The organism is Phytopseudomonas dryadis (genome assembly GCF_004327355.1).
Taxonomy (GTDB): Bacteria; Pseudomonadota; Gammaproteobacteria; order Pseudomonadales; family Pseudomonadaceae; genus Aquipseudomonas; species Aquipseudomonas dryadis.
Window position 1 is genome coordinate 35,336 of sequence record NZ_QJUM01000025.1, and the last position, 24,595, is coordinate 59,930.

At 63.9% G+C, this 24,595-nt stretch carries 24 protein-coding genes and 1 tRNA gene; 15 read left to right on the forward strand and 10 right to left on the reverse strand.

What is annotated here, in order from left to right; genetic code table 11:
* Positions 1 to 196: 196 nt before the first annotated feature.
* The 5 genes from DNK34_RS19280 to DNK34_RS19300 all read left to right on the forward strand — a co-directional run bounded on the left by DNK34_RS19280 (position 197) and on the right by DNK34_RS19300 (position 6,713).
* Positions 197 to 3,670, forward strand: coding sequence for a response regulator (locus DNK34_RS19280; protein ID WP_131176663.1), 3,474 nt, complete (start codon positions 197 to 199; stop codon positions 3,668 to 3,670).
* Positions 3,671 to 4,489, forward strand: coding sequence for a CheR family methyltransferase (locus tag DNK34_RS19285; protein WP_131176664.1), 819 nt, complete (start codon positions 3,671 to 3,673; stop codon positions 4,487 to 4,489).
* Positions 4,486 to 5,076: a chemotaxis protein CheB gene (locus tag DNK34_RS19290; protein WP_131176665.1), complete on the forward strand. Its 591-nt coding sequence runs from the start codon at positions 4,486 to 4,488 to the stop codon at positions 5,074 to 5,076. Before DNK34_RS19285 ends, DNK34_RS19290 begins: the two co-directional genes overlap by 4 nt.
* Positions 5,066 to 6,268, forward strand: coding sequence for a hybrid sensor histidine kinase/response regulator (locus tag DNK34_RS19295; protein WP_131176666.1), 1,203 nt, complete (start codon positions 5,066 to 5,068; stop codon positions 6,266 to 6,268). Before DNK34_RS19290 ends, DNK34_RS19295 begins: the two co-directional genes overlap by 11 nt.
* A 70-nt stretch (positions 6,269 to 6,338) precedes the next feature.
* Positions 6,339 to 6,713, forward strand: coding sequence for a response regulator (locus DNK34_RS19300; RefSeq protein WP_131176667.1), 375 nt, complete (start codon positions 6,339 to 6,341; stop codon positions 6,711 to 6,713).
* 142 nt (positions 6,714 to 6,855) lie between these two features.
* Here DNK34_RS19300 and DNK34_RS19305 read toward each other — a convergent pair whose 3' ends face one another.
* The 4 genes from DNK34_RS19305 to DNK34_RS19320 all read right to left on the reverse strand — a co-directional run bounded on the left by DNK34_RS19305 (position 6,856) and on the right by DNK34_RS19320 (position 8,799).
* On the reverse strand, positions 6,856 to 7,056 hold the full coding sequence (locus DNK34_RS19305) for a hypothetical protein (protein WP_131176668.1): 201 nt from the start codon (positions 7,054 to 7,056) through the stop codon (positions 6,856 to 6,858).
* Positions 7,057 to 7,447: 391 nt separating this feature from the next.
* Positions 7,448 to 7,738: a HigA family addiction module antitoxin gene (locus tag DNK34_RS19310; protein ID WP_131176669.1), complete on the reverse strand. Its 291-nt coding sequence runs from the start codon at positions 7,736 to 7,738 to the stop codon at positions 7,448 to 7,450.
* A gap of 10 nt (positions 7,739 to 7,748) precedes the next feature.
* Positions 7,749 to 8,027 carry a type II toxin-antitoxin system RelE/ParE family toxin gene (locus DNK34_RS19315; protein WP_131176670.1) on the reverse strand — a complete coding sequence of 93 codons (279 nt, stop codon included), beginning with the start codon at positions 8,025 to 8,027 and terminating at the stop codon, positions 7,749 to 7,751.
* A gap of 442 nt (positions 8,028 to 8,469) precedes the next feature.
* Positions 8,470 to 8,799 (reverse strand): hypothetical protein, encoded by a 330-nt coding sequence (locus DNK34_RS19320; protein ID WP_242675358.1) that lies wholly within the window; start codon positions 8,797 to 8,799, stop codon positions 8,470 to 8,472.
* Positions 8,800 to 8,898: 99 nt separating this feature from the next.
* On the opposite strand from DNK34_RS19320, the gene DNK34_RS19325 reads away from it, so the two are divergent.
* Positions 8,899 to 9,153, forward strand: a complete 255-nt coding sequence (locus DNK34_RS19325) for a helix-turn-helix domain-containing protein (protein ID WP_131176671.1) — start codon at positions 8,899 to 8,901, stop codon at positions 9,151 to 9,153.
* 295 nt (positions 9,154 to 9,448) lie between these two features.
* On the opposite strand, the gene DNK34_RS19330 is transcribed toward DNK34_RS19325, so the two are convergent.
* The 5 genes from DNK34_RS19330 to DNK34_RS19350 all read right to left on the reverse strand — a co-directional run bounded on the left by DNK34_RS19330 (position 9,449) and on the right by DNK34_RS19350 (position 14,356).
* Positions 9,449 to 9,524: transfer RNA gene (locus DNK34_RS19330), tRNA-Phe, on the reverse strand.
* 91 nt (positions 9,525 to 9,615) lie between these two features.
* Positions 9,616 to 9,888: an oxidative damage protection protein gene (locus DNK34_RS19335; RefSeq protein WP_131176672.1), complete on the reverse strand. Its 273-nt coding sequence runs from the start codon at positions 9,886 to 9,888 to the stop codon at positions 9,616 to 9,618.
* Positions 9,885 to 10,952 carry an A/G-specific adenine glycosylase gene (mutY, locus tag DNK34_RS19340; RefSeq protein ID WP_131176673.1) on the reverse strand — a complete coding sequence of 356 codons (1,068 nt, stop codon included), beginning with the start codon at positions 10,950 to 10,952 and terminating at the stop codon, positions 9,885 to 9,887. The genes DNK34_RS19335 and mutY overlap by 4 nt, the downstream gene beginning before the upstream one ends.
* On the reverse strand, positions 10,949 to 13,183 hold the full coding sequence (locus DNK34_RS19345; RefSeq protein ID WP_131176674.1) for an AsmA family protein: 2,235 nt from the start codon (positions 13,181 to 13,183) through the stop codon (positions 10,949 to 10,951). The genes mutY and DNK34_RS19345 overlap by 4 nt, the downstream gene beginning before the upstream one ends.
* A gap of 66 nt (positions 13,184 to 13,249) precedes the next feature.
* On the reverse strand, positions 13,250 to 14,356 hold the full coding sequence (locus tag DNK34_RS19350) for an NAD(P)/FAD-dependent oxidoreductase (protein ID WP_131176675.1): 1,107 nt from the start codon (positions 14,354 to 14,356) through the stop codon (positions 13,250 to 13,252).
* Between the two features lie 311 nt (positions 14,357 to 14,667).
* Here DNK34_RS19350 and DNK34_RS19355 point away from each other — a divergent pair, with 311 nt between their 5' ends.
* The 5 genes from DNK34_RS19355 (at position 14,668) to hisF (ending at position 19,664) form a co-directional block, all read left to right on the forward strand.
* A complete protein-coding gene (locus tag DNK34_RS19355; protein ID WP_131176676.1) occupies positions 14,668 to 16,329 on the forward strand; it encodes an OFA family MFS transporter in 1,662 nt (553 codons plus the stop codon).
* A 368-nt stretch (positions 16,330 to 16,697) separates the two neighbouring features.
* Entirely contained in the window at positions 16,698 to 17,291 is a 594-nt protein-coding gene (gene hisB / locus DNK34_RS19365) for an imidazoleglycerol-phosphate dehydratase HisB (protein WP_131176677.1), read from the forward strand.
* A complete protein-coding gene (hisH, locus tag DNK34_RS19370; protein WP_131176678.1) occupies positions 17,291 to 17,929 on the forward strand; it encodes an imidazole glycerol phosphate synthase subunit HisH in 639 nt (212 codons plus the stop codon). The genes hisB and hisH overlap by 1 nt, the downstream gene beginning before the upstream one ends.
* Positions 17,930 to 18,053: 124 nt before the next feature.
* Positions 18,054 to 18,797: a 1-(5-phosphoribosyl)-5-[(5-phosphoribosylamino)methylideneamino]imidazole-4-carboxamide isomerase gene (hisA, locus tag DNK34_RS19375; protein WP_131176679.1), complete on the forward strand. Its 744-nt coding sequence runs from the start codon at positions 18,054 to 18,056 to the stop codon at positions 18,795 to 18,797.
* 96 nt (positions 18,798 to 18,893) lie between these two features.
* Entirely contained in the window at positions 18,894 to 19,664 is a 771-nt protein-coding gene (gene hisF, locus DNK34_RS19380; RefSeq protein ID WP_131176680.1) for an imidazole glycerol phosphate synthase subunit HisF, read from the forward strand.
* 368 nt (positions 19,665 to 20,032) lie between these two features.
* Here the strand turns inward: hisF and DNK34_RS19385 are convergent, their stop codons facing one another.
* Complete coding sequence (locus DNK34_RS19385) at positions 20,033 to 20,929, reverse strand: helix-turn-helix domain-containing protein (protein ID WP_131176681.1); 897 nt, start codon at positions 20,927 to 20,929, stop codon at positions 20,033 to 20,035.
* A gap of 314 nt (positions 20,930 to 21,243) precedes the next feature.
* Here DNK34_RS19385 and DNK34_RS19390 point away from each other — a divergent pair, with 314 nt between their 5' ends.
* The 4 genes from DNK34_RS19390 to DNK34_RS19405 are packed head-to-tail and all read left to right on the forward strand — an operon-like array spanning position 21,244 to position 24,595.
* The gene (locus DNK34_RS19390; protein ID WP_131176682.1) at positions 21,244 to 21,855 is read left to right on the forward strand and encodes a TRAP transporter small permease; all 612 of its coding nucleotides are present in this window, start codon (positions 21,244 to 21,246) and stop codon (positions 21,853 to 21,855) included.
* The gene (locus DNK34_RS19395) at positions 21,852 to 23,126 is read left to right on the forward strand and encodes a TRAP transporter large permease (protein WP_131176683.1); all 1,275 of its coding nucleotides are present in this window, start codon (positions 21,852 to 21,854) and stop codon (positions 23,124 to 23,126) included. The genes DNK34_RS19390 and DNK34_RS19395 overlap by 4 nt, the downstream gene beginning before the upstream one ends.
* 33 nt (positions 23,127 to 23,159) lie before the next feature.
* Entirely contained in the window at positions 23,160 to 24,155 is a 996-nt protein-coding gene (locus tag DNK34_RS19400) for a TRAP transporter substrate-binding protein (RefSeq protein WP_131176684.1), read from the forward strand.
* Between the two features lie 14 nt (positions 24,156 to 24,169).
* Positions 24,170 to 24,595, forward strand: coding sequence for a MaoC family dehydratase (locus DNK34_RS19405; RefSeq protein WP_207389973.1), 426 nt, complete (start codon positions 24,170 to 24,172; stop codon positions 24,593 to 24,595).

Sequence of the window (24,595 nt, forward strand, 5' to 3'; positions counted from 1 at the left end):
GGAGGCCGTGGCGAAGATTCAAGGAATCGCCTGTGCCGGCAGGTGATTTATTGGTCGAACCAAAAGCCGCGGCGGATTTCCAAGGGCACTGGTCGTGGAGCATTGGCCAAAGCTCAGTCAGCACATTACCATCCGCCGTTTCGCGACTCCTTCTCGGCAGATCGATGAATCTGCCTTCCATGGCCAGGGATTTCCGATGACCAGTTCCGCTTCCATCGACGAGAACAGATTCAAGCGCATTCTGAGGCGCAATGTCGCATTGCCGCTGGGCGTCGGGGTGGTCGGTGCGATCTTCTTCGTGGGGCTGATCAGCTATCTGTTGTATGTGCTCGGCTGGGTGCAGCACACGGATCGGGTACTGAACAATGCCAGTGAAGGCCTCCGGTTGTCGATCGACCAGGAAACCGGTTTCCGGGGCTACCTGCTCTCCGGCGATGCGCGCTTCCTGCAGCCGTTCGAGGTGGCCCGGCCGCGGGTCAAGGCCGAGATGGAGAGTCTCAGCAAACTGGTGTCGGACAACCCGGCGCAGGTCGACCGTCTGCGCGGCATCATCGCCTTGCAGGAGGAGTGGAACACCTTCGCCCAGGAGGCCATCGCCGCCAAGCGTGCCGGGGGCAACTACCTGGACCCGGTACGCGATGGCCGTGGCAAGCAGTTGACCGACGCCATCCGCGCCGAGTACGACGCGTTCATCGCCATGGAGCAGCGTCTGCGTCAGGAGCGCAACGACAAGGCCACCAGCACGGCGACCAGCACCATTATCCTGTACCTGTTGTTCAGCCTGTCGTTCAGTGGCGTGCTGGCGTTTTTCGGGCGGCGTGAGCTGGTGCGCCTGACCGCTACCTACAGCGCCACCCTCAAGCAGCAGGCCGAGCATGCGGAGCACCTGCAGGCCCAGGCCTGGCTGCGCAACGGCCAGACCGAGTTGGGCGAGCGCCTGATCGGTCAGCAGGCCTTGCCCGTGCTCGGGCGCAACATCCTGGAGTTTCTCGCCGGTTACCTTGACTCCGCGGTGGCGGCCGTCTACGTAAGGGAAGAGCACGGTGGCCTGCGGCGCATCGCCTCCTACGGTTTTTCCCGCGAGCAGGAGGCGGCCGATCAGTCGTTCTACAGTGCCGAGGGCATGGTCGGCCAGGTCGCGCTGGGGCGCCGGCTGCTGACCCTGGAGCAACTGCCCGACGACTACCTCAAGGTCAGCTCCGGCCTGGGCAGCGGCGCGCCATTGACGGTGGCGCTGTTGCCGATCGACAACGATGGCGAGGTCAATGGTGTGGTCGAGCTCGGTTTCCTGCGCCCCTTGCAGGAACGTGACATGGATTTCCTCCGGCAGATTGCGGCCAGCCTGGGCGCCTCGGTCGAGGCGGCGCGCTATCGCCAGCGTCTGCAGGAAGTGCTGGCCGAGACCCAGCAGCTCAACGAAGAGCTGCAGGTGCAGCAGGAAGAGCTGCGCACCGCCAATGAAGAACTGGAAGAACAGTCGCGCATCCTCAAGGATTCCCAGGCGCACCTGGAGACCCAGCAGGCCGAGCTGGAGCAGACCAACGAACAGCTGTCCGAGCAGCGCGACGCCCTGGACGATCGCAACAACGCGCTCAGGCGCGCCCAGGAGCAGCTGGAGGAGCGCGCCGAGGAGCTGCAGCGCGCCAGCCGCTACAAGTCGGAGTTCCTCGCCAACATGTCCCACGAGCTGCGCACGCCGCTGAACAGTTCGCTGATCCTGGCCAAGCTGCTCGCCGACAACCAGAAAGGCAACCTGGACGCCGAGCAGGTCAAGTTCGCCGACTCGATCTACTCCGCCGGCAACGACCTGCTCAACCTGATCAACGACATTCTCGACATTTCCAAGGTCGAGGCCGGCAAGCTCGACCTGCGGCCGGAAAACGCCAACGTCCTGCGCCTGGCCGAAAGCCTGGAGAACACCTTCCTGCCGCTGGCCGGGGAAAAGAACCTGGGCTTCAGCGTGCAGGTCGATCCGGACGTGCCGCGCATGCTCTATACCGACCGCCTGCGTGTCGAGCAGATCCTCAAGAACCTGCTGTCCAACGCCATCAAGTTCACCGAGCAGGGCGCCGTGGGGCTGAGCGTGACGCGGGTCGACAATGGCGTCGCCTTCGCCGTGCGCGACAGCGGCATCGGTATCCGCGAGGACCAGCAGGCGTACATTTTCGAGGCCTTCCGCCAGGCCGATGGCACCACCAACCGGCGTTTCGGCGGTACCGGCCTGGGCCTGTCGATTTCCCGGGACCTGGCCGAATTGCTCGGCGGCTCGATCAGCGTTTCCAGCGTGCCGGATCAGGGCAGCGTGTTCACCCTGGTGCTGCCGGAAAGCTACGTGGCGCCCGAGTACGAGGAGCCCGTTGCGCTGCTCCCGCCGGCCCGCGGCAGTTCGCCGGAGGCGCTCCTGCCCGTGCCGGCCGCCGGGGCGACCGACGAGGAAGTGGCGCCGGCGAGTTTCCCCGATGACCGTGGCATGGCCGTGCTGGGTGGGCGCTGCGTGCTGGTGATCGAGGACGAGCCGCAATTCGCCCACATCCTGTACGACCTGGCCCACGAGCTGGACTACCGCTGCCTGGTCGCCCATTGCGCCGAGGAGGGCATGCGCCTGGCCGACAGCCACAACCCCGATGCGATCCTGCTCGACATGCGCCTGCCCGACGAGTCCGGTTTGTCGGTGCTGCAGCGTCTCAAGGAAAACCCGCGCACCCGGCACATCCCGGTGCACGTCATTTCCGTCGAGGACATGGCCGAGGCGGCCTTGCACATGGGCGCGGTGGGCTATGCCCTCAAGCCGGCCACGCGCGAGCAGCTCAAGGGCGTGTTCGGCAAGCTGGAGGCGCGCCTGACGCAGAAGATGAAACGCGTGCTGCTGGTCGAGGACGACAAGTTGCAGCGCGACAGCATCGCCCGCCTGATCGGTGACGACGACATCGAGATCGTCGCCGTGGAATTCGGCGAGCAGGCGCTGGAGCAACTGCGCCACAACCTGTTCGACTGCATGATCATCGACCTCAAGCTGCCCGACATGCAGGGCAACGAACTGCTGGCGCGCATGGGCAGCGAGCAGATCCGTTCCTTCCCGCCGGTGATCGTCTACACCGGACGCAACCTGACCCGCGGCGAAGAGACCGAACTGCTCAAGTATTCGCGCTCGATCATCATCAAGGGCGCGCGTTCGCCCGAGCGCCTGCTCGACGAAGTCACCCTGTTCCTGCACATGGTCGAATCCGAGCTGTCCAGCGAACGACAGAGCATGCTCAAGACCGCGCGCAGCCGCGACAAGGTGTTCGAGGGCCGGCGCATCCTGCTGGTGGACGACGACGTGCGCAATATCTTCGCCCTCACCAGCGCCCTGGAGCACAAGGGCGCGCAGGTCGAGGTGGCGCGCAACGGCCGCGAGGCCATCGACAAGCTGGAGGCGGTGAGCGAGATCGATCTGGTGCTGATGGACGTGATGATGCCGGAGATGGATGGCTACGAGGCCACCCGGCGCATCCGTGAGAACCCGCGCTGGCGCAAGCTGCCGATCATCGCGGTGACGGCCAAGGCGATGAAGGACGACCAGGACCTGTGCATGAAGGCCGGTGCCAACGACTACCTGGCCAAGCCCATCGACCTGGATCGCCTGTTCTCGCTGATCCGCGTCTGGCTGCCGAAGCTGGAGCGCATCTGAATGCCCGACCGCACGCTGGATATCGAGCTGCGCCTGTTGATCGAGGCGATCTACCTGCAGTACAGCTACGATTTTCGTGACTACTCCGGCTCGTCGCTCAAGCGCCGGATGGTGCACGCCATGCGTCAGTTCGATTGCTCGAGCCTCTCGGCGCTGCAGGCGCGGATCATCCATGACCCGGCCGCCTTCATGCAGTTGCTGCAGTTCCTCACCATTCCGGTGAGCGAGATGTTTCGCGACCCCTCCTACTTCCAGGCATTGCGCCAGGAAGTGGTGCCGTTTCTGCGCACCTACCCCTCGCTCAAGCTGTGGGTCGCCGGTTGCAGCACCGGTGAGGAGGTCTACTCGCTGGCCATTCTGCTGCACGAGGAAGGCTTGCTCGAGCGCACCCTCATCTACGCCACCGACATCAATCCGCATTCTCTGGAAAAGGCCAAGAGGGGCATCTTCCCCCTCGGCAGCATGCGCCTGTACAGCGAGAACTATCAGCGCTCCGGTGGCAAGGGCTCGCTCGCCGACTACTACACGGCCGCCTACGACGGCGCCCTGTTCGACAAGGCCTTGTGCGAGAACGTGACCTTCGCCGACCACAGCCTGGCGACCGACAGCGTGTTCTCCGAGACGCAGTTCATCTCCTGCCGCAATGTGCTGATCTACTTCAACAAGAAACTGCAGGATCGCGCCTTCGGCCTGTTCCATGAGTCGCTCAGTCACCGTGGCTTTCTCGGTCTGGGGAGCAAGGAGAGCCTGGATTTCTCTGCCTACAGCACCCGCTTCGAGGCGGTGAACCGGCAGGAACGGGTGTTCCGCAAGTTATGAGCAGCCAGGTGCGGCCGTTGCAGGCGGTGGTGATCGGGGCCTCGGCGGGTGGCGTCGAAGCGCTGCTGACCCTGTTCGGCACCTTGCCGGCGGCTTACGGCCTGCCGCTGGTGGCGGTTCTGCATCTGCCGGAGGAACGCGACAGCCTGCTCCCCGAGCTGTTCTCCCGGCGCCTGGCGTTGCGCGTCAAGGAAGCCCAGGACAAGGAGCCGCTGCAGCCCGGCACCCTGTACTTCGCGGCTCCCGGATACCACCTGTGCATCGAGGCCGACCGCTGCTTCTCCTACAGCCGTGAAGCGCCCGTGCACTATTCGCGTCCCTCCATCGACTACCTGTTCGAGTCCGCGGCTGACGTCTACGGCCCGCAGTTGCTGGGCATACTGCTGACCGGCGCCAACCAGGATGGCGCCATCGGCCTCGCCACGATAAAGCGCAGGGGCGGCCTGACCGTGGTTCAGGAGCCGCAGGAGGCACAGGTTGCGACCATGCCGGAAGCGGCACTGGCGCTGCACCGTCCCGATTTCATTCTTCCCTTGCGGGGTATTCTCGCGTTGCTAGCTGAACTGGACTCGACCCATGCTGAGTAGCACCGGATGCAAGTTACTGATCGTCGACGACCTGCCGGAGAACCTGCTGGCCCTGGAAGCGTTGATTCGCCGCGATGACCGCGAGGTGTACAAGGCGCTGTGTGCCGATGATGCGCTGGTGCTGCTGCTCGAGCACGAGTTCGCGCTGGCCATTCTCGATGTGCAGATGCCGGGCATGAACGGCTTCGAACTGGCCGAGCTGATGCGGGGTACGGAGAAGACCAAGCACATTCCCATCGTCTTCGTCAGCGCCGCCGGGCGTGAGATGAACTACGCCTTCAAGGGCTATGAAAGCGGCGCCGTGGATTTCCTCTACAAGCCCCTGGACATCCAGGCGGTGCAGAGCAAGGTGGCGGTATTCGTCGACCTGTACCGCCAGCGCAAGGTGATGACGCGGCAGCTGGAAGCCCTGGAACAGGCACGCAAGGAACAGGATGCGTTGCTCGGCGAACTGCGCGCCACCCAGGGCGAACTGCAGCACGCGGTACGCATGCGCGACGATTTCATGTCGATCGTCTCCCACGAGCTGCGCACCCCGCTCAACGGCCTGATCCTCGATACCCAGTTGCGCAAGATGCACCTTTCCAGGGGCAACATGGCGGCCTTCAGCGAAGACAAGCTCAAGGCCATGTTCGAGCGTGACGAACGACAGATCCACAGCCTGATCCGCCTGATCGAAGACATGCTCGACGTGTCGCGCATCCGCACCGGCAAGCTGTCGATCCGCCCGGTGGAGTTCGATCTGGCCCAGACCGTGCGCAACGTCGCGGAAAACTTCGCCCAGCAGATGGAAGTGGCCGGCTGCGAATTGCAGCTCGACAGCGACGAGGCGCTGCCTGGCCGGTGGGATCAGTTCCGCGTGGAACAGGTGATCAGCAACCTGCTCAGCAACGCCTTGCGTTACGGCGCCGGTCGGCCCATCGAAGTGCGGGCGCGGGCGGTCGACGGCGGCGTGCAGGTCGAGGTGCGCGACCATGGCATCGGCATTTCCCGGGAAAACCAGCAGCGCATCTTCCAGCAGTTCGAGCGCGCGGTCGGCAGCGAAGCGGTGGCCGGGCTCGGCCTGGGGCTGTTCATCTCCGACCAGATCGTCAAGGCCCATGGCGGCCGTATCGAGGTCGACAGCCGTCTCGGTCAGGGTTCGGTGTTCAGCCTGTGGCTGCCCCAGGAGCAAGGCGCAGATATAGGTTGAACTCGGCTGGGCGGCAAGGTCGAAGCGAAGGTGAAAAAGCCGCCCGCCGTCGGGCCAAGGAGCTGGTCGCATGAGTCATCCCACGCCAACCGTGCTGATCGTCGAGGACGATCCGCTCCTGTTGATGCTGCTCGCCGAATACCTGCAGGGCGAGGGCTACGTCGTGCTGCAGGCCGATTGCGCCACGGCGGCCTTCGCCATTCTCGCGGCCAGGCCGCACCTGGATCTGCTGATCACCGATTTCCGCCTGCCCGGTGGCGTATCCGGCGTGCGCATCGCCGAGCCGGCATTGCTGCTGCGGCTTGATCTCAAGGTCATCTTCATCAGCGGCCATCCCGCCGAAGTGCGCGAAACCGGTAGTGCGCTGCTCGACTCCGCGCCGCTGCTGAGCAAGCCTTTCACCCTCGACACCCTGCGCGCGCAGATCGACCACCTGCTCGACTGAAGCCAGGCTCAGGCTTTTCACGGCAACGGCTCTTACCGCGATGGTATCGATAGGCGCCTCGCCTTCACCCATTCCCAGGCTCGCCTGCGCCATTAGGCAGCGCTGCCTGCAAGCATGCCTATGGGACGATCCGAGGCCAGGGCTAGTGTCGGGTCGGTTTCGGCGCTTGTGGCTCTTCCACGGGGCGCTGCGGGCGATCCGGCTCCCTGGGCGGAACCGGTGAGCGCGGCGGCAGGTCCGGATCGATCACCGAACCCGGGTCTTCGTTACCCGGATCGTTGATCGGCTCCTCGTCCGGCAGCTGTGGATCGTTCGCGGCATTCAGGGCGATGGTGACGTGCATGGCTGGCTCCGGCTACGTTCGGCACGGATCGATAGATCCGTCCATGCAGGTTGGAGGAGCGGCCTGCCACAGGTGTTCAGGCTATCCGCCAGGCGGTGTTTTTCCGCGGACAATAAAAATGGCCGGGGGCCATTTTTGACGTCGCTTGCGACGGTCCGCAGGATGCCGCCACGGATGGCAGGCCACAAAGAAACCGGCTCGAGGCCGGTTTTCCGTTTTCTCCGATGCTGCTGGCACCACGGATGTTTATCCCGGTGCGATCGAATCCCGAGAATATCGAAGCGAGTTAGTTTCGCCCGATCCGCCGTCGTCAATTGAGTATCCATGCCCGCGACCTGGGCAAAAGTCGGGCTACATGCCTCACTCGCTCAACTTCGTGTCGGTGATAGGGTCACGCGGCGTGGTGATAGAGGCGCTTGACGACGGGCTGGTCGCGCTGTTCGGCCTGCCACAGGTCGTAGCTCGCCTGCATGGTCAGCCAGTGGCGCGCCTGGCCAATGCCGGCGCGCTCCAGACGTACGGCCAGGTCGGGTGTGATCGAGGCGTGGCCGTTGAGCACCTTGGACAGTTGAACCCGCGAATAGCCCAAGGCCGTGGCGAAGTCGGTGATCGTGATATCCAGCTCGGGGAGCACGTCCTCGCGCAGGGTTTCCGCAGGGTGCGGCGGGTTGTGCATACGCATGGCAAGTCCTCTAGTGGTAGTCCTGATAATCGACCAGTTCGGCGTCCTCGCCGATGAAGCGGAAGGTCAACCGCCAGTTACCGGAGACGCGCACCGACCAGTGGCTTGCCAACTCGCCTTTCAGAGGGTGCAAGCGCCAGCCGGGCAGATCCATGTCGGTGGCCTGGGTCGCGTCATTCAGCGCGAGCAGTTGGCGAGACAGGCGTCTGGCATGGTCAGCCTGGATGCCCTTCGTCTTGCCGGTCGTGAAAAAGACCTCAAGCCCTTTGTGTTTGAATGTCTTGATCATGAGGGGATTGTAAACAACATGTTTACGCTAATTCAAGGCATCTCTGTAAATAACCTGTTTACAGTTCGACACACGCTGAAGCAGGTTGCGGTGGGCTTTCTGGCTGACGCATCGAAAGACACGCCATGCAGCGGCGTTGTTAAACCATGTTAAGGGCTGAAGACATATCAGCGGCCTGTGAACATGCAGGTTTTCTAAGGTGTCTTGCGCTGCTTGAGTCACGCCTTTTCCACTTAAGCTTTTTGCTAAGTGGTCATAGCGACTCAGCAGCACAAAAAACGAAGTGTTCTCAGGTACGAAAGCCATTTCAATCTGCTGGCGGAGCTTGAGCCGCCCCGCCCAAACAGGCGAAATCCATTTGTCAGCGTCACCGCAATGGTGACGAAGATAGTTCGCGTTCTACCGGTAACCGCCGTTATCCAGGCTGCTCAGGATAGGCCGTTCAGGCAATCCGCAACAGGGTACGAATAGCGGCCAACTCGGCGGAGGTTGCCGACTGGCCGCTGGCTATGATCCTGTCAGCCCACTGGGCGCCGCTCAGTTCCTCGCCACGCTCGACCAGATGGCCGAAGCGCTCGAAGGCCCGCTCCAGATCATTGACCATTGCAGGATAGAAGGGGCCACCATAGAAGCGAATCCTCAAGCGCCCTGAGGCAGAACGTTTGATCCCATACCGAGCACCAGGCCGGCACATATCGATTAGCCCGGCGGCGGTATCAACCAAATAGGATGCCCGTAGTCGCTGTGTCACCCATTTCCCCATCTGCACCATGTGCGATCTCCCTTGAATCGCACATGCTATCTAAAACCCATTTTGGGATAAACCTAAAACGGGTTTATTTAGGTTGCCGGCCCACAATCCGGTATACCCATGAAAACCATTCATTCCGCACCCTACCAGCGGCTGCTCGCCTTGTTGATAGAAGCACGCAGGGACGCGGACATGACGCAGCAGGAATTGTCTGCGAGGCTGGGACGGCCACAGTCGTTCGTGTCGAAGTTCGAGCGCGGCGAACGCCGGCTGGATGTCATCGAGTTTCTGGAGGTGGCACGCCACATTGGCGCCAACCCCTATGTACTGTTGTTCCAGGTGGAGCCCTTGATGGCTCTACCTTCGCCGACATGATGGTGACATTGAGTGGCGACTGATGCGCCATGGCCTGTACTGGGACAGATGGAAAGGTTGGGGGGGGAGGTGTTCGGCATCGGCTTGCGTGACCGGCCTTGGAGTCCGTTGCTATGGCTGTCTTTAAGGCTTTGGCTTCGGGGGGCTTTTGGGTGGCCGAACTGGATATGTCCCAAAGATGTCCCTAAGCGTTTGAACATGCAGTGGGGAAAATTGCAGACAACAAAAAGCCCGCACTGGGGCGGGCTCTCTGCTGGGTTTTCGGGTGATTTTGGCACCACCTGAAAACGAAAGGTGGTGCCCAGGGACGGAATCGAACCGCCGACACGGGGATTTTCAATCCCCTGCTCTACCGACTGAGCTACCTGGGCAACGGGGCGCTATTAGACGGATTTAGCTTTTGCCTGTCAAGCGCGAGTTGGAAAAATATTTAAAGATAACGGGCGTTTACGTGGCGAGGGGCTATTCGCTGGGGGGAACGTAGCCGTCCGCCTTGGCGTAATCCTCGCCGGAGAGGAACTTGTCCATCTCGGCCTGGAGGAATTTGCGGTCCTCGGCGTTCATCATGTTCAGGCGACGTTCGTTGATCAGCAGCGTCTGGTGTTTCTGCCATTCCTCCCAGGCCTGCTTGGAGACGTTCTGGTAGATGTCCTCGCCTTTGGCGCCCGGGTAGGGCGCGCGATCCAGGCCGGGCAGTTGTTGCTTGTGCTTGCGGCACATCACGGTGCGGGTCATGCCATTTCTCCTGTGTTCAGTGCTTCGGCCGCGCGTTTGAGCAGGGTCTTCACCGGAGCGGCGAGGCCCAGGCGCGGCGGGGTGGCGAGGTTATACCAGAGCCAGTCGGCCTCGGCCACGTGGCCCGGCGTGCCGTCGACCTCGATCAGCCAGGGCTCGATGGCCAACTGGAAGTGGCTGAAGGTGTGGGTCAGGCCGCTCAGTTCGCGGCGGGCGCCGAGCTGCAGGCGGTGTTGGCTGGCCAGTGGCGCCAGGGCGGCGAGGTCGTCCAGTTCCGGCAGGCTCCACAGGCCGCCCCAGAGACCGGTCGACGGGCGTCGGTAGAGCAGGATGTCGCCGTCACGGTTGGCCAGGATCGGCATCAGCGTGCGCTTCTGCGGTAGCGCCTTGCGGGGCTTGGCCACCGGGTAGCGGATTTCCAGGCCGAGCATATGGGCCTCGCAGCCGCTCTGCAGGGGGCAGATCAGGCAACTGGGCTTGCTCCGCGTGCACAGCGTGGCGCCCAGGTCCATCATTGCCTGGGTGTAGTGGTTGACCCGGGTCTGCGGCAGGAAGCGCTCGGCCACGGCCCACAGCTGTTTCGCCACCTTGGGCTCGCCCGGATAGCCTTCCTGGGCCACGTAGCGGGCCAGTACGCGTTTGACGTTGCCATCGAGGATCGGCGCGCGCAGGCCCATGCTCAGGCTGGCGATGGCGCCTGCGGTGGAGCGGCCGATGCCGGGCAGGGCGGTGAGGGACTCGACGTCGCGCGGGAATTCGCCGCCATGCTCGCGCATGACGATCTGCGCGGTCTTCTGCAGGTTGCGGGCGCGGGTGTAGTAGCCCAGGCCCGTCCACAGGTGCAGCACTTCGTCCTCGGGCGCCTCGGCCAGGTCGCGCACCGTGGGCAGGGCGGCCATGAAGCGGTCGAAATAGCCGAGCACGGTGCTGACCTGGGTCTGCTGCAGCATGATTTCCGATACCCACACGCGGTAGGGCGTGATGTCCTGCTGCCAGGGCAGGTCCTTGCGCCCGTGCAAGTCGTACCAGTTCAGTACCGCGCTGGAAAACTGCTCGGCGTTCATCGGTTGAACAGGCCCTTGAGGGCGTCTTTCAGTTCCGGGCTGACCTTGTCGCCGAGCTTCTCTTCGAGTTTTTCGTTGATGCGGTCACCGGCCAGTTTGGCGGCGACCTTGCCCATGCCTTCCTGGTCCAGGCGGCAGGCCTTGGCGCCCAGTTCCAGCGGGCCGCGACAGTGCAGCGGCCAGGCAATGCCAACGTAGCGACGGTTGACTTCGCAGGCGGGGTCCGGCATTTCGCGCTGGTCGCCTTCGATGGTGATGCCGACCCGGTAATCCAGGCCCAGCACGCGCAGGTCGAGGTCGCCATTGCCGGCCACGCTGAGGCCGGGGACGCGGGCCTTGAGGTCCGGGTTGTGGGCCACGCCGTTGCGCAGGCTGAGGCTGCCCTGCAGGGTCTCGAAGGGGGTGTCCTTGCTGCGCGGCTCGCCTGCCAGCGGCTTGCGGTTGAGGGTGGCAATGCCGCGGCACAGTTGCTGCTCGAGGTTGGCATCGACCAGCACGCCGTCATTGAGCAGGAAGCTGGCCGTGCCGTTGAGCGCCTCGACCCAGGCTTTCTGGCTGTTGCCGCTGGTGGTCAGGTCGCTCTGCAGGTCGAGCAGGCCCTTGAGTGGTGCCGCGCGCTCCGGGCTTTTCAGGAACGGTTCGAGGGCAATGCGTTGCAGACGGCTGTGCAGGCCGAGTACCGGCACGGCCGGGCGTACGTCGGCCGTGGCCTTGACGTCGAAGGTGCCGCTGCCCAGGTTGCCGCGCAGTTCTTCCAGGGTCAGCGAGCCGCCCTGGCTGCGGGCCTTGAGGCTGAGGTTGTCGATTGCCTGCTGTTTCAGGGTCAACTGGCCGAGGTTGAGGGCCACTTGCAGGTCGAGCTTGCGCAGGGTGTTGATCGGCAGCACCTCGGCCGAGCTCCAGGCCTGCTGGGTGGGCGCGCTGGGCACCGGGGTGCTGCCGTTCTGTCCGGCATTGGCGATGCTTTCGCGCACTTCGGCCTGGCGTGCGGCCCCGGCACTCTTGTCGTCCTTGGCGGGGGCGGGCAGATAGCGGTCGAGGTCGAGGCGGTCGCCCTTGAGTTGCAGGCGCAGCGCCTGCTTGGCGAAGTCGGCCACGGCGATCTGCCCGGAGAAGCTGCTGTCGTCGAGCTTGATGCTCAGGTCATCCAGCGACAGGCTGTTCGGCGTGCCGTTGAGGCGGGTGACCAGTTCGAATTGCGCCAGGGTCTTGCCGTCGCTCATCGCTGGCAGCTTCTGGCCGAGGCTGGCGAGGAATTCGCGCAGGTTCACCGGCGCCACCGACAGCCCGCCGCTGAGCTTCGGCGCATCGTTGAGGTCGCGCACCTTCAGCTCGCCCAGGGCGCGCAGCTGGTTGGCCGAGAGTTTCAGGCCATTCCACTCGGCCACCTGGGCGGCGAGGTCGACCAGCAACTGGCCCTGCATGGCGTAGGTCAGGGTCTGGCCGTTGAACGGCTCGCCGGAGGCCTCCCCGGAAAGTTTGGCGTCTTCGAGCTGATAGCGCTTGAGCACGCGGTCGAAGCGCAGCTCGCCCTGCAGTTCGCTGCGCGCCCGCATGACCGGCTGGTTGCTGCCGAAGAAGGCGCTGAGCTTGATCGGCACGCTGGCGCCCTCGCGGATCGCGCCGGTGGTCAGCTGGATGCTCTCGGCGCTGAATTGCTGGCCCTTCTGCGCGTCGTGGTAGTCCACCCGGGCGCCATTGACGATCAGGCTGTCGATGTCCAGCTTGATCGGCTGGGCGCTGCTTGCTGTGCTGCCGCTCGGCACGGACTGCGGCGTGTCGCTGGCGGCGCTCTGGTCCGCCTGGGCATCCGCCGCCGCGGCTGTGCGTGGTTGGCCGACGTCTTCCCAGTTGCCGTGGCCGTTCTCGTCGCGTTGCAGGTCCAAGTTGAGGCCGTCGACGCGGATGTCGCTCATCTGCACTTCCTTGCGCAGCAGCGGCAGCACGCGCACCGACAGGCCGAGCAGGCGCAGGGTGGCGAAGGGCTTGTCCGGGGTGCTGGCGCTGGCCAGGGTGGCGTCGGTCAGTTCCAGGCCGAGCCAGGGGAACAGGCTCCAGCCGATATCGCCATTGAGGGTCAGCTCCAGGTTGGCCTTGTCCCTGGCCAACTGACGGATTTCGTCTTTGTAATCGTTGGGATCGAACAGGTGGGTCAGGGCGAAGCCCAGGGCCACGATGATCAGCAACAGCCCGAGGAAGAACAGACCCAGGAGTTTGCCGAGCGCTTTCATGGACGAATCCTTTTCGATGACGAGAAATTGGAGTGCGCGAGTATAGCGCCGACGAGCGCGGCGGGGCTAAAGACGATCCGCCACACGCTCGGCAATCGCCAGGCTGGCGGTCAATCCCGGTGATTCGATGCCGAACAGGTTGACCAGCCCCGCGAGGCCGTGATCCGTGGGCATTTGGAGAACGAAGTCGGCGGCCGGTTCCCCGGCGCCGCTGAGTTTCGGCCGGATGCCGCTGTAGCCGGGGATCAGCCTGTCGGCGTCGAGCGCCGGAAAATAGCGGCCGATGGCAGTGGCGAAGGCGTCACGCAACTGCTCGTCGACGCGGTAGTCGATCGTCTCGAGATAGCGGGTGTCCGGGCCGAAGCGCAACTGGCCGCCCAGGTCGAGGGTGGCGTGCACGCCGAGGCCGGCGGTGTTGGCTTCCGGCATCGGGTAGACCAGATGCCGAAACGGCGAACGGCCGCTGTAATTGAAGTAGCTGCCCTTGCACAGGTGCAACTGGGGGATGTACTGCGCCGCCAGGCCCTGGGTATGGCGGGCCAGGTGCTGGGCGAACAGCCCGCCCGCGTTGATCACCCGCTGCGCCTTGAGGCTGAAGGCCTCGCCGGCGCTGGTGCCGCTGGCGATCCAGCCGTCGCTGGCCAGTTCGAGCCGGTCGACCCGGGTCTGCAGCACCAGTTGTGCGCCCTGGCGTTCGGCCCGGGCCAGCAGCGACTGCATGAAGGCGTGGCTGTCGATGATGCCGGTGTTCGGCGACAGCAGGGCGGCCACGCCGCGCACGGCGGGTTCCAGGGTGGCGAGGCGGGCGGCCGAGATGGGCTGTAGTTCGTCCACGCCGCAGGCTCTGGCATTGCTGGCGAGTTGCTCGAGCTTGCCGCGTTCTTCGGCGCCGACCGCCACCAGCAGTTTGCCGAGGCGCCTGTAGGGCACCCGGTGCCGCTCGCACCAGCCATACAGGCGCTCGCGGCCTTCCAGGCACAGTTCGGCCTTCAGCGAGCCGGGCGCATAGTAGATCCCGGCATGGATCACTTCGGAGTTGCGGCTGGAGGTGTGGCTGCCGATCAATGTCTCGGCCTCGACGATCAGGGTGCTGCGCCCGGGCTCCGCCAGGCGGGCGGCGCAGGCCAGGCCCAGGGCTCCGGCGCCGATGATCAGGGTGTCGATGCTATCCATGGCGTACCGTCGAATGCAGGGAGCGGGCGGCTGAGCATAGCAAGCCGCGGTGGCTTCCGTGTGTCACGCTGGCGGCCGTCTGGTGAATTGTCGTCCGCTGAAGAGCGGATCGCCATCCCGCCCGGGAGCTCTGCGCCGCGCCTGTCCCCTCCTGCCGCCGGTGTCGGCAATCCGCGGCGTTGGCAGGCCCCGCGAGCCGAGACGGATGATTCGTTTAAAAATATTTTGCTTTATGTTTAACACCGTTATTCTTGCGTTTCCCAAGTGCTCCCTCACTGGTTTGCCAACAACTAACAATTAAAGAGAAGAAAATGACTGACGCCATCGTGCAAAACGGCGCTTCAGCGACGACTCCAGCGTTCCTTTCCAAGGAGCGCATCATCGCGAAGCCGGGCTTCAACCGCTGGCTGGTTCCACCAGCCGCCCTCGCAATCCACCTGTGCATCGGCATGGCCTACGGGTTCTCCGTATTCTGGCTGCCGTTGTCGAAAGCCATCGGTATCGACAGCGCCGTCGCCTGTGCGCCGGATATCGGCTTCTTCGAGCAGATCTTCGCCAGCAACTGCGACTGGCAGATTTCCATGCTGGGCTGGATCTACACCCTGTTCTTCGTCTTCCTCGGTTGTTCGGCCGCCGTATGGGGCGGGTGGCTGGAGCATGCCGGCCCGCGCAAGGCCGGTGTGGTCTCGGCGCTGTGCTGGTGCGGTGGCTTGCTGATTTCCGCGTTCGGCATCTATACGCACCAGATCTGGCTGTTGTGGATCGGCTCCGGGGTGATCGGTGGCATCGGCCTGGGGCTGGGCTACATCTCGCCGGTTTCGACCCTGATCAAATGGTTTCCGGACAAGCGCGGCATGGCCACCGGCATGGCGATCATGGGCTTCGGTGGCGGTGCGATGGTCGGTGCGCCGCTGGCCGCCGAGCTGATGGGCCACTTCGCCAGTGAAACCAGTGTGGGTGTCTGGCAGAGCTTCGTGGTCATGGCGGTGATCTACTTCATCTTCATGATCGGTGGCGCGCTGGCCTACCGTGTTCCGCCGACCGGCTGGAAGCCGGCGGGCTGGGTCGCACCGGCGGCCAAGGCCAACAACGCGATGATCACCAAGGGCCACGTGCACGTGAACACCGCCTGGAAGACGCCGCAGTTCTGGCTGGTCTGGGCCGTGCTGTGCCTGAACGTGTCGGCCGGTATCGGCATCATCGGCATGGCTTCGCCGCTGCTGCAGGAGGTCTTCGCCGGCAAGTTGCTGGGCAACGATCTGTCCTTCAACGAGCTGAACGCCGTCCAGCTGGGGCAGATCGCCGCCATCGCCGCCGGCTTCACCGGCCTGCTCAGCCTGTTCAACATCGGTGGGCGCTTCTTCTGGGCCTCCTGTTCGGACTTCATCGGTCGCAAGGGCACCTACTTCGTGTTCTTCGCCCTGGGCTTCGCGCTCTACGCCGCCGTGCCGATGCTCGGGCACCTGGGTAGCCTGGCGCTGTTCGTCCTGGCGTTCTGCATCATCCTGTCGATGTACGGCGGCGGTTTCGCCACGGTTCCCGCCTATCTGGCGGACCTGTTCGGCACGCAGATGGTCGGCGCCATCCACGGACGCCTGCTCACCGCCTGGGCGGTGGCTGGTGTGCTTGGTCCGGTACTGGTCAACTACCTGCGCGAATACCAGCTGAGCATCGGCGTGGAGCGTGCTGCCGCCTATGACATCACCCTGTACATCCTCGCCGGCCTGCTGGTGCTGGGCTTCATCTGCAACCTGCTGGTGCGTCCGGTGGCGCCCAAGTACTTCATGACCGAAGAAGAGCTGGCCGCCGAGCGTGCTCATGGCGAGAAGGCCGCGCCGAGTGCGAGCGAACTGGAATGGGCGGCCAACCCGGCCACCCGGCCGCTGGTGATCGCCGCCTGGCTGGCAGTGGGTATTCCGCTGGCCTGGGGGGTGTGGATCACCCTGCAGAAGACCGTCGTACTGTTCCAATAAAAGCCGAGAAAAGCGCTGGAGGCTGGAAGCTGGACGAAAAAGCCTGGTAGCCCGGGTTGAGCGGAGCGACACCCGGGGAGGTTTTACCTGGGTGTCGCTCCGCTCAACCCAGGCTACGGGGCAGAAGCCGATAAGAGCGCCAAAGGCTGGAGGCTGGACGAAAAAGCTTGACTGGGGCAAGGCCGACCACAACCCTGTCCAGCCTCCAGCCTCCAGCCTCCAGCCTCCAGCCTCCAGCCTCCAGCCTCCAGCCTCCAGCCTCCAGCCTCCAGCCTCCAGCCTCCATTTTTCCCCTATGGATTTCTAGGTTCGTCGCTAATTGGCCTATAATGCCTGCCCTTTCGCCCAACGATTTTGTGGAGCAGGTGATGGCCGAACGTACGGCATTCGTCGAGCGCAATACCCTGGAGACCCAGATCAAGGTCTCCATCAACCTGGATGGCACCGGCAAGGCGCGTTTCGATATCGGCGTGCCTTTCATGGAGCACATGCTCGACCAGATCGCCCGCCACGGCCTGATCGACCTGGACATCGAGTGCAAGGGCGACCTGCACATCGACGATCATCACACCGTCGAGGACGTCGGCATCACCCTCGGCCAGGCCTTCGCCAAAGCTGTCGGCGACAAGAAGGGCATGACCCGCTACGGCCATTCCTACGTGCCGCTGGATGAAGCGCTGTCGCGCGTGGTGATCGACTTCTCCGGCCGCCCGGGCCTGCAGATGCACGTGCCGTTCACCCGCGCCGTGGTCGGCGGCTTCGATGTCGACCTGTTCCAGGAGTTCTTCCAGGGCTTCGTCAACCATGCCCTGGTCAGCCTGCACATCGATAACCTGCGTGGCGTGAACACCCACCACCAGATCGAGACCGTGTTCAAGGCCTTCGGCCGCGCCCTGCGCATGGCCGTCGAGCTCGATCCGCGCATGGCCGGGCAGATGCCATCGACCAAGGGCGTGCTCTGATGCAGACGGTTGCTGTCATCGACTACGGCATGGGCAACCTGCACTCGGTGGCCAAGGCGCTGGAGCACGTCGGCGCCGGCCGCGTGCTGGTGACCAGCGATGCCCAGGTGATCCGCGAGGCCGACCGGGTGGTATTCCCCGGCGTCGGCGCGATTCGCGATTGCATGGCCGAGATCCGCCGCCTGGGCTTCGATGCGCTGGTGCGCGAGGTCAGTCAGGATCGGCCGTTCCTCGGTATCTGCGTGGGCATGCAGGCATTGCTCGAGCGCAGCGAGGAGAACGACGGTGTCGACTGCATCGGCCTGTTCCCCGGCCAGGTGCGCTTCTTCGGCAAGGACATGGTCGAAGACGGCGAACCGCTCAAGGTGCCGCACATGGGCTGGAACGAGGTGAGCCAGGCGATCAGGCATCCGCTGTGGCACAACATCCCCGATCTGGCGCGCTTCTACTTCGTGCACAGCTATTACATCGAAGCGGGCAATGTCCGCCAGGTGATCGGACGCGGCCACTACGGCAAGGATTTCGCCGCGGCGCTGGCCGACGGCTCGCGTTTCGCTGTGCAGTTCCACCCGGAGAAGAGCCATACCCATGGCCTGCAGCTGCTGCAGAACTTCGCCGCCTGGGATGGCAGGTGGTGAAGACGCGCGCTGCGCGCGAGGCTGGACGCCGAAGGCCGGACGATACCGTACCGCTTTTTCGTCCAGCCCTCAGCCTTTAGCCTCCAGCGAACCTGACAGTCAGTTTTTTGAGGAATATTTTCCAATGTTGATTATCCCCGCTATCGACCTCAAGGACGGCGCCTGCGTGCGTCTGCGCCAGGGCCGCATGGACGACTCCACGGTGTTCTCCGACGACCCGGTGAGCATGGCCGCCAAATGGGTGGAAGGCGGTTGCCGGCGTCTGCATCTGGTCGACCTCAACGGCGCCTTCGAAGGCCAGCCGGTCAACGGCGAAGTGGTCACCGCCATTGCCAAGCGCTACCCGAACCTGCCGATCCAGATCGGCGGCGGTATCCGCTCGCTGGAAACCATCGAGCACTACGTCAGGGCCGGGGTCAGCTACGTGATCATCGGCACCAAGGCGGTCAAGCAGCCCGAGTTCGTCGCCGAGGCCTGCAAGGCCTTTCCGGGCAAGGTGATCGTCGGCCTGGATGCCAAGGACGGTTTTGTCGCCACCGACGGCTGGGCTGAAGTCAGCAGCGTGCAGGCCGTCGACCTGGCGCGCCGCTTCGAGGCCGATGGCGTGTCGGCGATCGTCTATACCGACATCGCCAAGGACGGCATGATGCAGGGCTGCAACGTCGAGGCCACCGCGGCCCTGGCCGCCGCCAGCCGTATCCCGGTGATCGCCTCGGGCGGTATCCACAACCTGGGCGATATCGAGAAGCTGCTGCTGGCCCGTTCGCCGGGCATCATCGGCGCCATCACCGGGCGGGCCATCTACGAAGGCACCCTGGACGTCGCCGAGGCCCAGGCGTTCTGCGATCGGCAGGCAAAAGACGAATAAAGGCGCTGAAAGCTGAAGGCTGGACGATGGCCGAGTTGCCTTTTCGTTCAGCGTCCAGCGTCCAGCCTCCAGCGAATTCAGGATTGGGAGGCCCGCATGGCCCTCGCTAAACGCATCATCCCCTGCCTCGACGTGGACAATGGCCGTGTGGTCAAGGGCGTCAAGTTCGAAAACATCCGCGACGCCGGTGACCCGGTGGAAATCGCCCGGCGCTACGACGAGCAGGGCGCCGACGAGATCACCTTTCTCGATATCACCGCCAGCGTCGACGGTCGCGACACCACGCTGCACACCGTCGAGCGCATGGCCAGCCAGGTGTTCATCCCGCTGACCGTGGGCGGCGGCGTGCGTACCGTGATGGACATCCGCAACCTGCTCAACGCCGGCGCCGACAAGGTATCGATCAACACGGCTGCGGTGTTCACCCCCGAGTTCGTTGGCGAGGCCGCTTCGCGCTTCGGCTCGCAGTGCATCGTCGTCGCCATCGACGCCAAGCGGGTATCGGCGCCGGGCGAAACGCCGCGCTGGGAAATCTTCACCCATGGCGGACGCAAGCCCACCGGCCTCGATGCGGTGGCCTGGGCGCAGAAGATGGAAGGCCTGGGCGCTGGCGAGATCCTCCTGACCAGCATGGATCAGGACGGCGTGAAGAGTGGCTACGACCTCGGCGTGACCCGTGCCATCAGCGAGGCGGTCGGCATTCCGGTGATCGCTTCCGGCGGTGTCGGCAACCTGCAGCACCTGGCTGACGGCATCATCGAAGGCAAGGCCGCGGCGGTGCTGGCGGCAAGCATCTTCCATTTCGGCGAATACACCGTGCCGGAAGCCAAGGCCTACATGGCCAGTCGCGGAATCGTGATGCGCTGAGCGCTTGCTCGGGCCGAGCATTCCTGTGCAGGCTGCACGGGAACGGTCAGGCTTGGGTGCACGGGCAAGAGCGGCCTTTCGTAGGGTGGACGACGCTTTATCCGTCCACCGCTCTGCAATCGCAATGGTGGATGAAAAGAGCGTCATCCACCCTACGACTGGCGGTTGAGGCCTAGGCTCTCGTTTCGGTATGAACTGCAGGATCAAGGCGATAGCGGCCGTTCGTAGGATGGGTGAAACCCATCGGCAATTGATGGGTTTCACCCATCCTACAGGCTGCCTCGCTTCTAGCTTGAAGCTTGTGGCTTGCAGCTCAACGTCCGCTTCCGTCTTATGGCTGCCATCTCAATTACGCATGTTGGCCCGGTTCAGGCGTTCAGCGCCTCGTCGGCATGCAGGCTGCGTTTGAACTCCGACGGTGACAGTCCCACTTTCTTCCTGAAGAAGCGGCTGAAATACGCCGGGTCGTCGAAGCCCAGGCGGGTCGCCACCGTGGCGATGTTGAACTCGGAATGCGCCAGCAGGCGCTTGGCCTCCAGCGCCAGGCGGTGCTGGATGACTTCGGTGGCGGTCAACCCTTCGGCGACCTTGGTCGCTTCGGAGAGTCTGCGCTCGGTGATGTGCAGCATCGAGGCGAAACGCCCGGCGCTGACCAGGGTGATCGGTTCCTTTTCCAGCAGTTTGCGAAAGCGTCGCGCCAGCACGATGTTCGGCGAGGCGTGATCCTGGATGTCCGTCACGCTGATCAGCCGCGCCGCGTGCAGGAAGAAGATGTGCAGGTAGGAGCGGATGATGTCGTGGTAGCCGGTGCGCTCGCCGCGGTATTCCTCCTCGATGCGGTCGATGACCCGTTGCAGCTGGATGGCGACCTCGTCGGTCAGGTACAGCGCCTGGATCGGATCGGCCATGCGGAAGAACGGGATGTCGCTGATTGCCACGTCGTTGCGCATGTTCAGCAGGAAGTACTCCGCGCTGAAATTGAGGTTGTAGCCGGCGGTGTCGTCGGACAGTTCGAAGTCGTGGATCTGCCCCGGCATCATGAAGAACAGGGTGTTGGGTTTCACGCAATAACGCACCGAGTCGATGACGTGCGTGCCCGAACCCTGGGTGACCCAGATGACATGGAAGAAATCGTGTCGATGGGGGTAGGGCAGGATATTCATGCGGTGCTGCATGCGCGCGAAATCGAATGTCGCCGACTTCACCGAGTCGCCGAAATCCCTGATCTTGTACGTGGGAATGCTGCAGCAATTGCAGGCATACATGGCTCGCTCTCCTGCCCTTCGGGCTTTTGTTCTTGTTAGGAAAGTGTCGCTATACGAGCGCCAGCCCCGGGGGCTTTCAGCGCCGACTGACGATGAGTTGAACACAGACTTGGACAATTAGTACAGGCAAAAAACCGCCCTGGAAAAAAGTCCAAGAATGCCGTGTCTATTGTCCTAACGACGTGCGTGGCGGCCTTCCTATACTCGCCTCCATCGACCTTCCAAGGTGCCCTGATCCAGAACGACGCCGGGACTGGAAGCTGCCATCCGGCCGGCTGTCTCCGCCCACGAAAACCCCGCGAGGGAAAACAGCGATGAATAATAAGAACAAGACATTGGCATTCGACGAGACAGGAGGGAAAGGGGCGCGACCGCGCTTCGACCCGCTGGCCGTCGTCGACCGTCTCAACGACCTCGTCACCCGGCTGTGCGGCCTGGCCATGCTGGTCATGGTGCTCTGCGTGGTCGCCGGTATCCTCACCCGCTTCGTCTTCAGTCACCTGCAATACGACCTGGCCCTGCCCTGGACCGAGGAAGTGTCGCGTTACCTGATGATCTGGGTGGTGTTCCTCGGCGCCGCGGTGGCCGCGCGCAAGGGCAAGCTGATCGGCGTGCAGGTGCTGATCTACGCCCTGCCGCGCAAGCTCGGCGCCGGGCTCAAGTACCTGTCGATCCTGCTCTCGCTGGGCTTCTACCTGATCCTCATCTGGGTCGGCCTGGAATGGGCCGAGCTCGGCCGTACTCAGGGCTCTCCGGTCATGGAGCTGCCCATGGTGGCGACCTATTCGGCGATGTCGGTGGGTTTCAGCCTGTCCGTGCTCAATACCCTGGCGCTGGTCTACGAGGCCTGGCGTTCGCAGGACGGCATCCTCGGCGCCGAGGAGGACGATGAAATCGTCACCGCTCTGGCGGAGGGCAAGGCATGATCGGCATTCTCTTCATCTCCCTGCTGGTGCTGATGTTCGTCGGCGTGCCGATCGCCATCGCCCTCGGCGCGTCCTCGATGGTGGTGCTGAGCTACCAGGGCATGCCCTTGGTCACCGTGGCGCAGAGCGTGTTCGAGTCCCTCGACTCGTTCAGCCTGATGGCCATTCCGTTCTTCATTCTCGCCGGCAACCTGATGCAGTCCGGCGGCATCGCCAAGCGCCTGGTCAACCTGGCCAACGCCATCCTCGGCTGGATCCGCGGTGGCCTCGGCGGTGTGGTGGTACTGACCTCGATGTTCTTCTCGACCATGTCCGGCTCGTCCTCGGCAACCACCGCGGCGGTCGGCTCGGTGCTGATCCCGGCGATGGAGAAAAAGGGCTATCCACGCCCCTTCGGCGCCGCGGTGGCGGCCAGTTCCGGCGAGCTGGGCGCGATCATTCCGCCGTCGATCCCGATGATCGTCTACGCCCTGACCGCCAACGTCTCGGTGGCCTCGATCTTCCTCGCCGGCATTCTGCCCGGCCTGCTGGTCGGCCTCTCGCTGATCGTCTGCACCTGCCTGATCGCCCGGCTGCGCAACTACGACATGATCGAGCCGATCACCCTGCGCCAGTGGACGCTGGGCGTACTGCTCGCGCTCAAGCAGTCGTTCTTCGCGATTCTCATGCCGATGGTGATTCTCGGCGGTATCTACAGTGGCATGTTCACCCCGACCGAAGCCTCGGTGGTGGCGGTGGTGTACGGCCTGGTGGTGGGGCTGTTCATCTACCGCGAACTGAGCTGGCGCGACCTGCTGGATGTGTTCGGCCGCTCGGCGGTGACCTCGGCGATCATCCTGATCATCGTCGCCTTCGCCGCGATCTTCGCCTACATGCTGACCATCAATCGCGTGCCGCACATGCTCGGTACCCTGATCACCGGCATTTCCGACAACCCGCTGGTGTTCCTGCTGATCGTCAACGTGGCGCTGTTCCTGATCGGCATGTTCCTCGAGACCCTGGCGGCGATCATCATCCTCGCGCCGATCCTGGCGCCAGCGGCCATGCAGTTCGGCATCGACCCGGTGCACTTCGCCTGCATCATGGTGGTCAACCTGGCGGTCGGCATGGTCACCCCGCCGGTCGGCGTCAACCTGTTCGTCGCCTGCCAGGTGGCCAACGTGCGCATGGAGCAACTGATGCGCCCGCTGCTGCTGTTCCTCGGCGTACTGATCATGGACGTGATGATCATCACCTACGTGCCGGCGCTGTCCACCTGGTTCCTGCCCTGAGTCCTCCACACAACAACAATTAGGAGAGTCACCATGAAACCCATCATCCGTTCGCTCGCGACCTGCCTGTGCGCCCCCGCGCTGCTGCTCGCCGCCGGCTCAGCCTCGGCGCTGACCCTCAACCTCGGCCACACCCTGGCGCCGGAAAGCCATTACCAGGTGATGGCGGAAAAGCTCGGTGAATTGATCGAGCAGAAGTCCGCCGGCGAGATCACCATCAACACCTTCCCGCAGTCGCAACTGGGCGGCGAGGTGAAGATGATCCAGTCGGCCCGCAGCGGCACCCTGGACATGTTCGTCACCGCCCAGGCGCCGTTGACCTCGACGGTCAAGGCCTTCAGCTTCTTCGACGTGCCCTACCTGTTCGACAGCGTCGACCAGGCCAACACAGCGTTGGCCGGGCCATTGGGCAAGCATTTCCTCGAGATGCTGCCGGACTACAACCTGGTCGGCCTGGGCTGGCTGTCGGCCATGGAGCGCAACGTGTTCGCTTCCAAGCCGGTCGACAGCGAGCGAGGCATGCACGGCCTCAAGCTGCGCGTCATGCAGTCGCCCGGCTATGTCAGAACCTACGAGGCGCTGGGCGCGCAGCCCACGCCGATGGCCTACGGCGAGCTGTACATCGCCCTGCAGCAGGGGGTGATCGACGGTGGCGATACCTCGCCCGATCAGTTCGTCATGGACAAGTTCACCGAGGTCAGCAAGTTCTACAGCATCACCCGGGTGCACTACCTGCCGGGCCTGCTGATCATGTCCAAGCGTCGCTGGGATTCGCTGAACGACCAGCAGAAGGGCTGGCTGCAGGAAGCCGCCGACGAAGCCCTGGCCTACGGCATCGAGTACTACAAACGCTCCTACGACGAATCCATCGAGCGCATGCAGGCGGGTGGCGTGACCGTGGTCGAGACCGATGTCGCCCCGCTGCGCGAGAAGAGCGCCAAGGTGCGCGAGCAGCTCATCGAACAGGTTCCCGAGGGCCGCAAGCTGCTCGAGCTGCTGGAAACCTCCACCCAGGCCGCACCACAGTGAAGGAGGGCGCCATCATGCAAGCCAGAGCCAACATGGAACGCTACGCCATGGGCGATATCGAGCGTTTTTCCAAGACCGTCGGCGAATCGGACGTCTACCTGTTCGCCGGTATCGTCGGCGACTTCTACGGCGTGCACCTGAACGAGGAGTTCGCCAAGCAGACCCGCTTCGGCAAACGCATCGCCCAGGGCGCCTTGTCGATCGGTTTCATCGCCACGGTGATGGGCTATCTGGCGGCGCGCGCCGAGGGCCCGGGGGCGGTGTCCTACCGCTACGACATCACCTTCCGCGCCCCGGTGTTCATCGGCGAGACGGTGACCGCGCAGCTGGAGCTGATCGAGAAGAACCTCGAACGCAGCATCTGCATCTTCAAGGCCACCGTCCTCAATCAGGACGGCGTCACCGTCGCCGATGGGCAGACCTATCTGAAAGTCCTGTGA

What these genes read in the sequence shown, in the direction of transcription:
- DNK34_RS19300 (WP_131176667.1), top strand. Translation starts at nt 6,339, where the DNA reads ATGAGTCATCCCACGCCAACCGTGCTGATCGTCGAGGACGATCCGCTC.
- DNK34_RS19355 (WP_131176676.1), top strand. Translation starts at nt 14,668, where the DNA reads ATGACTGACGCCATCGTGCAAAACGGCGCTTCAGCGACGACTCCAGCG.
- DNK34_RS19335 (WP_131176672.1), bottom strand. Translation starts at nt 9,888, where the DNA reads ATGACCCGCACCGTGATGTGCCGCAAGCACAAGCAACAACTGCCCGGC.
- DNK34_RS19305 (WP_131176668.1), bottom strand. Translation starts at nt 7,056, where the DNA reads ATGCACGTCACCATCGCCCTGAATGCCGCGAACGATCCACAGCTGCCG.
- DNK34_RS19320 (WP_242675358.1), bottom strand. Translation starts at nt 8,799, where the DNA reads ATGGTGCAGATGGGGAAATGGGTGACACAGCGACTACGGGCATCCTAT.
- DNK34_RS19295 (WP_131176666.1), top strand. Translation starts at nt 5,066, where the DNA reads ATGCTGAGTAGCACCGGATGCAAGTTACTGATCGTCGACGACCTGCCG.
- DNK34_RS19315 (WP_131176670.1), bottom strand. Translation starts at nt 8,027, where the DNA reads ATGATCAAGACATTCAAACACAAAGGGCTTGAGGTCTTTTTCACGACC.
- DNK34_RS19350 (WP_131176675.1), bottom strand. Translation starts at nt 14,356, where the DNA reads ATGGATAGCATCGACACCCTGATCATCGGCGCCGGAGCCCTGGGCCTG.
- DNK34_RS19405 (WP_207389973.1), top strand. Translation starts at nt 24,170, where the DNA reads ATGCAAGCCAGAGCCAACATGGAACGCTACGCCATGGGCGATATCGAG.
- hisA (WP_131176679.1), top strand. Translation starts at nt 18,054, where the DNA reads ATGTTGATTATCCCCGCTATCGACCTCAAGGACGGCGCCTGCGTGCGT.
- DNK34_RS19395 (WP_131176683.1), top strand. Translation starts at nt 21,852, where the DNA reads ATGATCGGCATTCTCTTCATCTCCCTGCTGGTGCTGATGTTCGTCGGC.
- hisH (WP_131176678.1), top strand. Translation starts at nt 17,291, where the DNA reads ATGCAGACGGTTGCTGTCATCGACTACGGCATGGGCAACCTGCACTCG.
- hisF (WP_131176680.1), top strand. Translation starts at nt 18,894, where the DNA reads ATGGCCCTCGCTAAACGCATCATCCCCTGCCTCGACGTGGACAATGGC.
- DNK34_RS19325 (WP_131176671.1), top strand. Translation starts at nt 8,899, where the DNA reads ATGAAAACCATTCATTCCGCACCCTACCAGCGGCTGCTCGCCTTGTTG.
- hisB (WP_131176677.1), top strand. Translation starts at nt 16,698, where the DNA reads ATGGCCGAACGTACGGCATTCGTCGAGCGCAATACCCTGGAGACCCAG.
- DNK34_RS19400 (WP_131176684.1), top strand. Translation starts at nt 23,160, where the DNA reads ATGAAACCCATCATCCGTTCGCTCGCGACCTGCCTGTGCGCCCCCGCG.
- DNK34_RS19310 (WP_131176669.1), bottom strand. Translation starts at nt 7,738, where the DNA reads ATGCGTATGCACAACCCGCCGCACCCTGCGGAAACCCTGCGCGAGGAC.
- DNK34_RS19285 (WP_131176664.1), top strand. Translation starts at nt 3,671, where the DNA reads ATGCCCGACCGCACGCTGGATATCGAGCTGCGCCTGTTGATCGAGGCG.
- DNK34_RS19390 (WP_131176682.1), top strand. Translation starts at nt 21,244, where the DNA reads ATGAATAATAAGAACAAGACATTGGCATTCGACGAGACAGGAGGGAAA.
- DNK34_RS19345 (WP_131176674.1), bottom strand. Translation starts at nt 13,183, where the DNA reads ATGAAAGCGCTCGGCAAACTCCTGGGTCTGTTCTTCCTCGGGCTGTTG.
- mutY (WP_131176673.1), bottom strand. Translation starts at nt 10,952, where the DNA reads ATGAACGCCGAGCAGTTTTCCAGCGCGGTACTGAACTGGTACGACTTG.
- DNK34_RS19280 (WP_131176663.1), top strand. Translation starts at nt 197, where the DNA reads ATGACCAGTTCCGCTTCCATCGACGAGAACAGATTCAAGCGCATTCTG.
- DNK34_RS19290 (WP_131176665.1), top strand. Translation starts at nt 4,486, where the DNA reads ATGAGCAGCCAGGTGCGGCCGTTGCAGGCGGTGGTGATCGGGGCCTCG.
- DNK34_RS19385 (WP_131176681.1), bottom strand. Translation starts at nt 20,929, where the DNA reads ATGTATGCCTGCAATTGCTGCAGCATTCCCACGTACAAGATCAGGGAT.